The 11,837-nt window shown below is 72.3% G+C and carries 9 protein-coding genes; all 9 read right to left on the bottom strand.

Annotated features, from left to right (window positions below; genetic code table 11):
• Positions 1 to 5 precede the first annotated feature (5 nt).
• The 9 genes from moeZ to ACIBCU_RS10195 all read right to left on the bottom strand — a co-directional run bounded on the left by moeZ (position 6) and on the right by ACIBCU_RS10195 (position 11,782).
• The gene (moeZ, locus tag ACIBCU_RS10235) at positions 6 to 1,184 is read right to left on the bottom strand and encodes an adenylyltransferase/sulfurtransferase MoeZ (RefSeq protein WP_362933472.1); all 1,179 of its coding nucleotides are present in this window, start codon (positions 1,182 to 1,184) and stop codon (positions 6 to 8) included.
• An 84-nt stretch (positions 1,185 to 1,268) separates the two neighbouring features.
• Complete coding sequence (locus ACIBCU_RS10230) at positions 1,269 to 2,096, bottom strand: spherulation-specific family 4 protein (protein ID WP_362933469.1); 828 nt, start codon at positions 2,094 to 2,096, stop codon at positions 1,269 to 1,271.
• Positions 2,084 to 3,049, bottom strand: coding sequence for an NAD(P)-dependent oxidoreductase (locus tag ACIBCU_RS10225; protein ID WP_099174603.1), 966 nt, complete (start codon positions 3,047 to 3,049; stop codon positions 2,084 to 2,086). The genes ACIBCU_RS10230 and ACIBCU_RS10225 overlap by 13 nt, the downstream gene beginning before the upstream one ends.
• A 137-nt stretch (positions 3,050 to 3,186) precedes the next feature.
• A complete protein-coding gene (locus ACIBCU_RS10220; RefSeq protein WP_399230543.1) occupies positions 3,187 to 4,386 on the bottom strand; it encodes a hypothetical protein in 1,200 nt (399 codons plus the stop codon).
• Positions 4,387 to 4,420: 34 nt separating this feature from the next.
• A complete protein-coding gene (locus ACIBCU_RS10215; protein WP_399230541.1) occupies positions 4,421 to 6,229 on the bottom strand; it encodes a DUF3492 domain-containing protein in 1,809 nt (602 codons plus the stop codon).
• 189 nt (positions 6,230 to 6,418) lie between these two features.
• The gene (locus ACIBCU_RS10210; RefSeq protein ID WP_362933463.1) at positions 6,419 to 8,059 is read right to left on the bottom strand and encodes an ABC transporter ATP-binding protein; all 1,641 of its coding nucleotides are present in this window, start codon (positions 8,057 to 8,059) and stop codon (positions 6,419 to 6,421) included.
• Positions 8,056 to 9,045, bottom strand: a complete 990-nt coding sequence (locus ACIBCU_RS10205; protein ID WP_362933461.1) for an ABC transporter permease — start codon at positions 9,043 to 9,045, stop codon at positions 8,056 to 8,058. The genes ACIBCU_RS10210 and ACIBCU_RS10205 overlap by 4 nt, the downstream gene beginning before the upstream one ends.
• Positions 9,042 to 10,049 carry an ABC transporter permease gene (locus ACIBCU_RS10200; protein WP_362933458.1) on the bottom strand — a complete coding sequence of 336 codons (1,008 nt, stop codon included), beginning with the start codon at positions 10,047 to 10,049 and terminating at the stop codon, positions 9,042 to 9,044. The genes ACIBCU_RS10205 and ACIBCU_RS10200 overlap by 4 nt, the downstream gene beginning before the upstream one ends.
• Positions 10,050 to 10,051: 2 nt before the next feature.
• Positions 10,052 to 11,782: an ABC transporter substrate-binding protein gene (locus ACIBCU_RS10195; protein ID WP_399230537.1), complete on the bottom strand. Its 1,731-nt coding sequence runs from the start codon at positions 11,780 to 11,782 to the stop codon at positions 10,052 to 10,054.
• Between the last annotated feature and the right edge of the window lie 55 nt (positions 11,783 to 11,837).

The raw sequence follows: 11,837 nt of genomic DNA, 5'->3' as shown, positions 1-11,837 counted from the left end.
CAGGTCTAGTAGACCGGCTTCTCGGGCTCGACCTGGTTGACCCAGCCGATGACGCCGCCGCCGACGTGCACCGCGTCGGCGAAGCCCGCCGACTTGAGGACCGCGAGGACCTCGGCGCTGCGGACGCCGGTCTTGCAGTTCAGGACGATGCGCCTGTCCTGCGGAAGGTCCTGGAGGGCGGTGCCCATCAGGAACTCGTTCTTCGGGACCAGCCGGGAGCCCGGGATCGAGACGATCTCGTACTCGTTCGGCTCGCGGACGTCGATGATCTCGATCTTCTCGTCGCCGTCGATCCACTCCTTGAGCTGCTTGGGAGTGATCGTGGAACCGGCCGCCGCCTCCTGGGCCTCCTCGGACACGACGCCGCAGAAGGCCTCGTAGTCGATGAGCTCGGTGACGGTGGGGTTCTCGCCGCAGACCGCGCAGTCGGGGTCCTTGCGGACCTTGACCTGGCGGTACTGCATCTCCAGCGCGTCGTAGATCATCAGACGGCCGACCAGCGGGTCGCCGATACCGGCGAGCAGCTTGATGGCCTCGTTGACCTGGATGGAGCCGATGGACGCGCAGAGCACACCCAGGACACCGCCCTCGGCGCAGGAGGGAACCATGCCGGGGGGCGGCGGCTCCGGGTAGAGGCAGCGGTAGCAGGGACCGTGCTCGGACCAGAAGACGGACGCCTGGCCGTCGAAGCGGTAGATCGAGCCCCAGACGTACGGCTTGTTCAGCAGGACCGCGGCGTCGTTGACGAGATAGCGGGTGGCGAAGTTGTCCGTGCCGTCCACGATCAGGTCGTACTGGGCGAAGATGTCCATCACGTTCTCGGCTTCGAGCCGCTCCTCGTGAAGGACCACGTTCACCAGGGGGTTGATCCCCTGCACGGTCTCCTTGGCCGACTGGGCCTTGGACTTGCCGATGTCGGCCTGGCTGTGGATGACCTGACGCTGCAGGTTCGACTCGTCGACCTCGTCGAACTCGACGATGCCGAGCGTGCCGACACCGGCCGCGGCCATGTACATCAGAGCGGGCGAGCCGAGGCCGCCGGCGCCGACACAGAGCACCTTCGCGTTCTTCAGCCGCTTCTGTCCGTCCATCCCGACATCCGGGATGATCAGGTGGCGGGAGTACCTGCGGACCTCATCGACGGTGAGCTCAGCAGCTGGCTCGACCAGGGGTGGCAGCGACACAGGAACCTCAACAATGCAGGTGGTCGGTTTCTACGTACTTCATCTACGTACGGTTGTTCTCCCGTAACACTGCCACGCCGCTCCTCATTCCGAGATACCAGGTCCGATCCGCGAGACGAATTCGTCCCAGTAGCTGGGCAGTGCCGCAAATGGGTCGGTATGCCCCTTCGCTCCGTCCCGGTCCGTGAAGAAGATCGTGCCCGCGCCCTGCCAGCGGGCGATGCGCATGGCCTCCTCCAGATGCGTGCGCGGGACCCCGTGGACGAAGTGTGCGAAGCGGCCCGGTTCGTACGCGGCGGTCCACTCGGCCACCTGGGACCAGCGGTAGTCGGTCCACGGCCCCCGGAAGGTGACCAGCTGGTCGGCGGCCTCGGCGTAGCCGGGGTGCGGGTGGGTGCCGTGGCCCAGGACCAGCCGCCCGCCCTCCTCGTCCGCGCTGTCGCTGTCGGCCAGCAGCGCGGAGAGGGTGCTGGTCAGCCGGCGGACCGCCTGGAGCCCGTCGCGTCCGTCCGGGCAGCGGTCCAGATAGAAGCCGCCGACGCGGTACCAGTCGAGGTAGGACCGGGCGTCGGCGATCAGCTCACCGAAGGGGCGGCCGCCGAAGGCCAGGTCGAGGTGGCCCAGAAGCCTGCCCCCCGAGGCCCGGACGGTGTCCTCGGGCGCCTCTCCGTGCAGAGCCCGCTCGCGGGCGTTGCGCAGCCGCCCGGCGGCCTCCAGACAGTGCGGGTCGGGACGGGCGCCCGGCCCGTTGTCGATGTTGAGGACCGCCCAGTGCAGCGGTGTGCCCGGCCGGTTGAGCCCGGCCCATTCGGCGGGCGCGAGCAGCGGGTGCGCGTACCCGGGCACACCGACGCCGAGCTGTTCCGCCCCGCCGGTCTGCAGGGTGGGGCCGGTGCTGGTCAGATACGGCACGCCGCCTCCATCCAGATGTCCGCGAGGGACTCCTCCAGATTGATACGAGGACGCCAGCCGAGCCGGTCCCGGGCGGTGCGCACATCGGCCTGCTGCCAGGCGCCGCAGCCGTCGGGATAGGGGGACGGAGTCGCGGCGAGGTGCTCCACGACCGATTCCGAGGAGGCGCGGGGGGCACCGATGGGGAGCCGGCCGGGGGGCGTGTCGAGCTCGTGGAGCGCGCCGGCGTAACCGGCCACCCTGGCGAGGACCGCCGCCGCGTCACGCAGCCGTACGGCCCGGCCGGTGCCGATGTTGACGACGCCCTGGGCGGCGGAGAGCGAGGCGGCGTGCACGGCGCGCGCCACATCACGTACGTCGACGAAGTCGCGCTGCACCCCGAGGCCGCTGAGCTTCAGCTCGGGGTCGCCGGTCTGCATGGCGCGGCGCATGGTCTCGGCGAGCCGGCCGAGCGGGGAGCCGGCCGGGGTGCCGGGGCCCACCGGCGAGAAGACCCGCAGGACGACCGCGTCCAGGCCGGAGCCGAGGACCAGCTCGGTGGCGGCGAGCTTGCTGACGCCGTACGGGCCCCCCGGACGGGGTACGGCGTCCTCGGCGGTGGACGAGCCGGGCTGCGAGGGCCCGTACTCGGACGCGCAGCCGACCTGGACGAGCCGTGCGCTGCAGCCGCTGCGGCGCATGGCCTCGCAGACGGTGGCCACGGCGACGGTGTTGTGGCGGGTGAGGTCCCGGGCCCCACCGCGGGTGGCGCCCGCGCAGTTGACGACGACCCCGGGGTGGACGGCGTCCAGGAAGCGGGTGAGCGCTCCCGGGCTGCCGCCCGCGAGGTCGAAGCGCACGTCGGCGTCGTCGCCGCGGCCGAGCGCCGTGAGGTGCACGGCCGGGTCGGCGAGCAGCCGATCGGCGACGAAGCGCCCGAGGAACCCGTTCGCTCCGAGCAGCAGAACCCTCATCGCGCGCCCCCTCGGTGCCGACGGCGAGCTGCCGGTGCGGGGGATTGGGGGGTCATGTCCGGTGCCTCCTTGAGGAAGGTGTGTGCGGTACGGGAGACCCGCGGCGTCGGCTCCGCGGGGTGGGGAAGGGGGCCCGGCTAGGCCGTGGCGTGGGCGGATGCCCGGGTGAGGGTGACCGACGCGTGGACCAGCAGCCCGAACGCGGCGATACCGCAGGCGAGCACGGGTACGCCGCCGGGTCCGGCCGCGACGACGACGGCGTCGACGGGCCGGGCGAGGAGGCCGAGGCCGGGCAGCCGCCCGGCCAGGACCAGGAAGGGGGCCGCCACTTCCACTGCGCACGCGGCGGCGAGTCCGGTGGCCGCGGGTTCGGGGAAGCCGTGGACGGCCAGCAGCCGGGCCAGGAAGAGCAGGGCACCGAGGGCGGCAGGGCCCACGAGAGGGCCTCCCGCGCCGGGTTGGCCGAGGTCGGCGAGGAACAGCAGCGCGGTCAGCGCGCAGAGGAAGAGCGCGAGGGTGCCGAAGAGCAGGGGGCGCACGCCGGCGCCGAAGTCCGACAGGCCGTGGGATCCGGCGAGCCGGCGGCGCGCGTGCACCGCGAACAGATGGGCGCACCAGGCCGCGGGGGCCAGGGCGAGTGCGAGCCCGAGCAGGGGGGCGGGGGCGGCGGTCCAGTGCCCGTCGGGCCCGCCGCTGATGACCTGGGCGATCAGGTCGTCGCCGTACACGACGTAGCCGAGGAGCCAGCAGACGTACAGCGTGACGCCGCCCGTGCCGTCCGGGGCGCGCAGCGGGCCGCCGCGCAGAGCGAGCCGGAGCCCGAGGAGGACGAGCACCGCCCCGGCGGCGGTCACCGCGAGCCGGGCTTCGCCTCCGAGTACCCCCTCGGTCCCCCTGAGCGCCCCGGCGGTCGCGAGGCAGGCGGCGCCGGGGAGCAGCGCCGGGAGCGCCCATCCGGCCCGTTGCTCCTTGCCGGGGTCCGGCTGCGGCCCCGGGGTACGGGGGACGGACCTGCCCGCGCCGGGGACGCGGGCGTAGAGCTCCTCCGCGAGCGAGAAGACGTCACGGTGCCGGTAGCGCGCGGCGGTCCGGTCGGTGAGCCCGTGCGCCTCCAGACCGGCGGCGATCTCCAGGGGGTCGACGGCGCGCTCGCAGAGGTCCCGGTGCCGGTGCATGAGCGCCTTCACGGGGTCCGCGGGCCCGCGCCGGACCACTGACCTGCGGGCGGGGTGGTAGGCGATCTCGGGTGCCCGGACAGCGGAACGGACCGCACCCGGGCTCTCGTCCACCGGCGCGCCCCCGGCGTCCTGGCCCGGGGTGTCGTTCGGTCTGCCCATCGGGGCTCCTCCGTGATCGCGTCCGCTCATGCCGTCACCCATCGCCGTCACCCGCCCCGCGTGCGCCCGCGCACACGCTCTCCTCGCCGAGCGCCCAGCTCGGCACCCGGGAGGCACCCGCAGCGGCCCCGGGGGGCAGCGCCACCGGCATCCGGCCGGCCGGCAGAGCACCCAGCACATGGGCCTCCGGTGGTGTGGCGAAGGGGCGCGGCGGGCCGGCCGGATCCTGCGGATCAGGCGGCGTCGCCCACCGGACCGGGGCGTGGCCCACCAGGTCGAGGTAAATGCCGCGAAATGCCGTGAGGTTCTGCTCGACGGTGAAGAGTTCGAGCGCTCTGGCGCGCGCCGCCGCGCCCAGGCGCGCGCGGCGCTCCGGGTCACGCAGGAGCGCGACGCAGGCGTCGGCGAGCGCCCGCGGATTGCGCGGGGGCACCACCAGCCCCGTACCGCCGACGACTTCGACGACGGCGCCCACGTCCGTCGAGACGGTGGCCCGGCCGCAGAACATCGCTTCGACCAGGCTGATGGGAAAGCCCTCGACGACGCTGGAGAGCACGACGACGCCACCCGCGGCGTAGGCCTCCGCGAGGTCGGGCACCTCGGGACCGCCGATCTCCTCGAAGGTGACCGGGTTGTCGCCGACCGCGTGTGCGTCCGTGGCCTCGTCGGGAAAGAGATGGGCGGCCAGCGCCCTGCAGTGGGCGAGGTAGGTGTCACCCTCGCCCCCCTGGACGGGCGCGCCGAAGATGCGCAACCGGGCGTCGGGCTCGGCCCTGCGCACCTCGGCGAAGGCGTGGAGCAGGGCGATCAGGTCCTTGGCGGGTTCGATCCGCCCGATCCACACCAGGGTGCCGGGGCCGCCGTGGTCGTCGCCCTCCCCCACGGCCCCGAACCGCTCCGCCTCCATGCCCGGGTAGACCGTGCGCAGCTTGCCGCGGTCGGCGCCGAACCGCTCCTGCCAGCGGCGGACATGGGTGTTTCCGGGGGTGATCAGCGCGGCCTGCCGGTAGACCTCGGATGCGAGCAGCCCGTGGAAGTTGGCCAGCAGGGCGCGCACCGGCGCACCGAGCGGGGCTTCGGGCGCCGCGAGGTAGTGGGCCCGCAGCGGCACTCCGTGCTCCGTCACCAGCAGCGGCACACCGAAGAAGCGTTTGGCCAGCAGCCCCGGCAGAGCGGCCGCGCCGCCGGAGGCCGCATGACAGAGGTCGACCGCGCCGAGGCTGTCCTCGTCGTACCAGTCGAGGGAGAGGGGGCGCAGGATGCGCTCCAGCCCGGCCACGAAGGCGAGGTAGTCGGGGACGGTGGCGCTGTGGACGGTCCGCCCGGTGCCCGGCGCGCGGCAGGCCGCCTCCACGATGCGTACGGCCGTCTCGGAGCGCAGGGCGTGGTGCAGTCCCCCGCGTTCCCGGGCCAGTTCGGCCAGGCCGTAGAGGCCCTCCGTGAAGAGGCCGGCGGCCGTCCCGGCGTCCGTGCCCTCGGATTCCGGTCCCGTCTCCGTGCCGGCGCAGACCGCGCCGACGAGCGCCGTCATGTGCGCCGTGAAGCGCCGCCGGTCACGTCGTCCGTACGAGCGTCCCAGGCCGGTGGCGATCCTGCCCGTCAGGCCCCTGGGGCGGTCGGTGTGCCGGGAGTCCTCCTCGTGCGTCCACATCGGCGCCGTCCGCACCCTCCCGACCCGGTCGGGGAGTCTGACCCAGCCCTGTTGTTCCTGGTCCGCGGAGCGGCTGAGGGCGAAGAGGTCGAACTCGTGCTGGGGAAGACCGCGCACCAGACGGTCGCACCAGAGTCTGGACTCACCGGTCGCATACGGATAACCACCGTCCGTGAGGAGTCCGATCCGCACGAGCACACCCCCGATCTCCCTTGTGGGCAGCCGCCGTTGATCGGCGACTCGCAGCGGGACGACCGTATGCGGATACATAGGTGGTGCGACGGACGGTTGTCCGTCGCACCACCGAAAGGGGTGAACCGGCGTAACTTTCCGGCCCCAGTCGCGTTCTGTTGCGATAAGCGGGTGCCTGATGACACAGAGTCAGGCTGCGGCCAGCTCCGAGCGGGTCGCGCGGCGGGCAGCGGCGTGTGCGGGATCGAGCGCGGGTACGGCCGCCAGGAGCTGTTTCGTGTACGGGTCCTGCGGCGACCCGTAGACCTCGTCGACGACGCCCTGCTCGACGATCCGGCCCTGGCGCATCACCGCCACCCGGTCGCTGACCTGCCGTACGACGGCCAGATCGTGGGCGATGAAGACGAGGCCGATGGAGAGCTCTCGCTGGAGCTCCGCGAGAAGTGCGATCACCTGGGCCTGGGTGGTGACGTCGAGCGCGGAGACCGGCTCGTCGCACACGATCAGCTTCGGCTCGGCCGCGAGGGCGCGTGCGACGCCGATCCGCTGACGCTGACCGCCGCTGAACTCGTGCGGATAGCGTTCGTACCGGTCGGCGTCGAGGCCGACCCGCTCCAGCAGTTCGCGCACGCGGTCCCGGATCCGGGTCTCGTCGGTCTCCCCCGCGGCCCGGAGCGGGTCGGCCACGGACTCACCGATCGAGCGGCGCGGGTTGAGCGAGGCGACGGGGTCCTGGAAGACCATCTGGAGCTCGCGGCGGAACGGACGGAGGTCCCTCTCCGGCAGCGAGCCGATGTCCCGGCCGCCGTACCGCAGCCGGCCCGCCGTCGGGTCGGTCAGCCGCACCAGCATGCGCCCGAGCGTCGTCTTGCCGCTCCCGCTCTCCCCCACGATGCCGAGGGTCTCACCGGCGTGGACGGTGAGCGAGACGCCGTCCACGGCGGTGACACGGCCGGAGCCCCGGCCGAACTCGCGCCGGAGACCGTCCGCCTCCAGGAGCGGCACGGCGTCCTGGGGCACGGTCCTCGGGCCGGGGACGCCGGCCCGCTTCTCGTCGATCCTCGGTACGGACGCCAGGAGCTCGCGGGTGTACGGCTGCCGGGGGGCGCCCAGCACCTCGGTGACCGGGCCGCGTTCCACCGCACGGCCGTGCTGCATCACCAGGACGTCGTCCACGCTCTCCGCCGCGACGCCCACGTCGTGGGTGACCAGCAGCAGCCCCATGCCCGTCTCGCGGCGCAGGTCGTGCAGCAGGTCCAGGATCTGGGCCTGCACGGTGACGTCGAGGGCGGTGGTCGGCTCGTCCGCGACGATCAGCCGGGGTTCGCAGGCCAGCGCCATGGCGATGAGCGCGCGCTGCCGCATCCCGCCGGAGAACTCGTGCGGCCGGGACCGCGCGCGCCGGGCCGCGTCCGGGATGCCGACCCGGTCCAGCACCTCGACGGCCCGGGCCCTCGCGGCGCGCCGCGAGGCGGAGTTGTGCACCCGGTACACCTCGGCGATCTGGTCGCCGACCGTGTAGTACGGGTCGAGGGAGGAGAGGGGGTCCTGGAAGACCATCGCGGCCTTCGCGCCCCGCAGCGCCCGCAGTGCGGCCTCGTCCGCCGCGCCCACGTCCGTACCGGCGACCCGGACGGTCCCGGTGACCCGGGCGCCGGTGCCCCGGTGCAGTCCGAGCAGCGCGGAGGCGGAGGCGCTCTTGCCGGAGCCGGACTCGCCGACGACGCCGAGGGCGGCGCCGGCCTCCAGGGTGAACGAGAGCCCGTCCACGGCGCGGACGGTGCCGAAGTCGATGGTGAGGTCCTCGACCTGGACCAGCGGCGTTGTCATGACAGGACCACCCGTCGGTCGGCCAGCGCGTACAGCATGTCCGCGACGGCATTGGCGAGTACCACGAAGAAACCGGTCACCAGCACCATGCCGACGACCACGGGCAGGTCGACGACCTTGACGGCGTGGACCAGTTCGCGCCCGATGCCCGGGATCCCGAAGAGGGACTCGGTGAGCACGGCGCCGCCGAACATGGAACCGAAGTCCAGGGCGCTGAGCGCGATCACGGGGGCGAGCGCACCGCGCAGCGCGTGCCGCCCGATGATGGCGCGCTCGCTGACGCCGTAGGCGCGGAAGGTGCGCACATGGTCCTCGGCGAGCGTCTCCAGCATGGAACTGCGGGTCAGACGGGCGTATTTGGCGGACTCGATGAGCGCCAGGGACACCCAGGGCAGCAGGAGCCCCCAGGCCCACTGCTCGGGGTTCTCGCCGAAGGGCACGTAGGTGGGCGACGGCAGCCACTGCAGCGTGGAGCAGAAGATGATGATGAGCAGCAGCCCGATGACGAAGACCGGGGTGGCGGTCCCGGCCAGGGTCAGCCAGGTGAGGACCCGCTCGGTGATCCGGCCCCGCCGCCAGGCGGACAGCACGCCCGTACCGACGCCGAGCAGGATCCACAGGGCGAAGGCGCCGATGACGAGCGAGCCGGTGACCGGCAGCTTGGTCAGGATCAGCCGCATGACCTGCTGGTCGCTCTGGTACGAGACCCCGAGGCAGGGTGCGGAGCAGTGCTCCACGCCCGTGCCGGTGGAGAAGTCGCGCCCGGCGACGATGCCCTGGAGGAAGTGCCAGTACTGCGTGTACACGGGGTCGTCGAGCCGGAGCTGCTCGGTGACCTGGGCGACCTGGGCGGGAGAGCAGCGCGGACCGCAGGCGATCTGGGCGACGTCGCCCGGGGCCACGTAGAAGACCGCGTACAGGATGACGGTCAGGGAGAGCAGCACGAAGACGGCGCCGCCGAGCCGCCGCAGCAGAAATCCGGTCACGACGCCTGCTCCTTCGTACGTTCCTCGCGCTCCTCGCGTCCGGTGCCGATCCGCAGCCGGGACGCGGCCCGTGGGTCGAGTGCCGTACGGACGCCCTCGCCGAGGACGGTCAGGGCGAGCACGGTGACGAAGAGCAGTCCCGCGGGCAGCAGGAGATAGGTGGGGGCCGACTGGTACCAGGTGTCGGCCTCGGTGAGCATCTGTCCCCAGGAGGGTGTGGGCGGTTTGATGCCGACGCCGAGGAAGGACAGGGCAGCCTCGACGGTGATGTTGACGGGGAAGAGCAGCGCGGCGTACGTGATGACGGGCGCGGCGAGCGACGGCAGCAGTTCGCGCCGGGCGATGCTCCACCGCCCGCGGCCGCTCAGCCGGGCGGCGGAGACGAAGTCGAGCGACTTCAGCGCGAGCGCCTGGGCGCGCACGATCTTCGACGTACCCGCCCAGTTGATGCCGCCGATGACCAGTGCGATCAGGACGGGCCGGGGGAAGGAGGACGGCACGATCGCGAGCAGGCCGAGGGCGATGACCATGAGCGGCAGGGCGACGTTGATGTCGGTGATCCGGCTGAGGACCTGGTCGACCCAGCGGTTGCCGAGGGCGGCCGCGAGCCCCACGACCACGCCGATCGCCACCTGGAGGACGGTGGCCGCGACGGCCACACCGAGCGAGACCCGGGCCCCGTACACGACGCGGGCGAAGAGGTCGCGGCCGGTCTGCGGTTCGACGCCGAACCAGTGGTCCGCGCTGATGCCGCCGAAGGAGCCGATGGGGACCCCGCCGGCCGCCGAGTCGACGAGGCCGGGGTGGTAGGTGTCGGGGTCCTGGCCCGCGAGCGCGGCGAGCAGCGGCGCCCCGATCGCGGTCAGGAAGAGCAGGAGGACCACGGCCGCCGCGACGGTGGCGGCGCGCTGGGCGCGCAGCCGCCGCCAGAACTGCCGGGCCCCCGAGGCGGGGGCGGCGACCGGCGCCGCTCCCGCCTCCTGGACCAGTAGTACTTCCGACATGGTTACTTGACCGCGGTCTGGGAGATGTCGAGGACGCCGGTCCAGTCACTGATGACCACGTTCTTGACGTCCTGGCCGAAGAGCCGCTTGTAGACCGGGTGGAAGAGCGGCACCGTCAGCGCCTTCTCGCCGATCTTCTTGTCGAGCGCGCCCCAGCGCACCGCGGCGGCGTCCAGGTCGGTGAGCTTGTTGATCTCGTCGATCTCCTTGTTGACCGACGCGTCGTCCAGGAAGCCGGTGTTGAAGTTGGCTCCGTCCTTCACGATCTGGCGGCCGTCGAAGATCGGCGCGAGGAACGGGCCGCCGGAGGGCCAGTCGGCTCCCCAGTGGGCGAGGAAGAAGCCCGGCTCCTTGGACGCGCTGTGGATGGTGTCGGAGTAGTCGTTGCTCTCCAGCCCCTTGAGCTCGACGGTGATGCCGGCCTTCTTGAGGGCGGCCTGGAGCGCCGTGGCGATCTCCGGGCTGGTCTCGAAGTCCTTGTCGTTGGAGTGCGTGAGGGTGACGGTCAGGCCCTTCGGGTAACCCGCCTCCTTCAGCAGCTCCTCGGCCTTGGCGGCGTTACCGGTCTCGCCCGCCGGGAAGTGGTCGTAGGGCGTGTAGCCGAAGGACTTCTGGTTCGGCAGATAGGTGGTGGCGGGCTCGGCGAGCGAGGAGCCGCCCGCCGCGTTGATCACGGAGGAGCGGTCGACGGCGTACGCGATGGCCTGACGCACCTTCGGGTTGTCGAACGGCTTCACCTTCGGGTTGAAGGCGATGTAGTTCGTGTAACCGAAGTGGCCGGTGCCGACGCGGGCGGCGAGCTTCTTGTCGCCCGACACCTTGGCGAGCTCGGCCGGGCCGAGGTTGGTGTCGGTGGTGACGGCCGCGGCGTCGGCGCCCTGCGAGGCGGAGAGCCGCTGGTTGATGACGGCCGAGTCCAGGCCGGAGCGTACGTCGATCTTGTCCGGGTAGGCCTTGCGCTCCTCGTCGGTGCCGGCCGACCAGTGCTCGTTGCGCTCCAGGACGAGCCGCTCGCCGTCGTTCTCGTTCGAGACGACCTTGTACGGCCCCGAGGAGACGGGGTGCTCCTCGTACGTGGTGCCCGTGTCCTTGGCCTGGGGCACCGGGGTGGTCTGGGTCTGGGTGGCGAGGTACGGGAACTCGCCCTCGGGCTTGTTCAGGTGGAAGACGATGGTCTTCTCGTCCGGCACCTCGATCGAGTCGAGGCCCTTCTTGTCCTTGTACGGGCCCTGGTAGTCGGCCCCGCCGATCAGCCAGTCGCGCAGGTAGGGCGCGCCGCCGGAGAGTTCGGCGGCGAAGGACCGCTCGATGCCGTACTTGATGTCCGCGCTGGTGATCGCGGTGCCGTCCTCGTACTTCAGCCCGTCCTTGAGGGTGTACGTCCAGACGGTGGCGTTCCTGCTGGGCGTGCCCAGGTCGGTGGCGAGGTCGGGGACCACCTCGGCGCCCGCCGCACCGTTCTCCCGGTTGCGGGTGGTGAGCGTACGGAAGACCAGGGACGGGACGTTGCCGCCGCCGGAGGTGTAGAGCCGCGCCGGGTCGAAGTCCTCCTGCGGGTTGCTGTTGAGGACCGTGAGCGTGCCGCCCTTCCGCGGCTTGCCCGAGGCGCCGGAGCCGCCGCCGCTTCCCCCGTTGTCCTGGGGCCCTGCGCAGGCCGCGAGGCCGGCGACCAGGGCAAGGCTGACAGCGGCGGTGGTCGCCACGCGGCGCGATATGACGGACGGCTGACTCATCGGAAGATGACCTCTCGGTGTGCTGCGGCAGGGAGGTGGAGACATGTCCCGCGGG

The organism is Streptomyces sp. NPDC051064, from assembly GCF_044455985.1.
GTDB lineage: Bacteria > Actinomycetota > Actinomycetes > Streptomycetales > Streptomycetaceae > Streptomyces.
This window is presented reverse-complemented; position numbering and strand designations above follow the sequence as displayed.

Coding starts and splice junctions, on each gene's coding strand:
- ACIBCU_RS10225 (WP_099174603.1), bottom strand. CDS start 3,049: ATGAGGGTTCTGCTGCTCGGAGCGAACGGGTTCCTCGGGCGCTTCGTC.
- ACIBCU_RS10220 (WP_399230543.1), bottom strand. CDS start 4,386: ATGGGCAGACCGAACGACACCCCGGGCCAGGACGCCGGGGGCGCGCCG.
- ACIBCU_RS10210 (WP_362933463.1), bottom strand. CDS start 8,059: ATGACAACGCCGCTGGTCCAGGTCGAGGACCTCACCATCGACTTCGGC.
- ACIBCU_RS10200 (WP_362933458.1), bottom strand. CDS start 10,049: ATGTCGGAAGTACTACTGGTCCAGGAGGCGGGAGCGGCGCCGGTCGCC.
- ACIBCU_RS10195 (WP_399230537.1), bottom strand. CDS start 11,782: ATGAGTCAGCCGTCCGTCATATCGCGCCGCGTGGCGACCACCGCCGCT.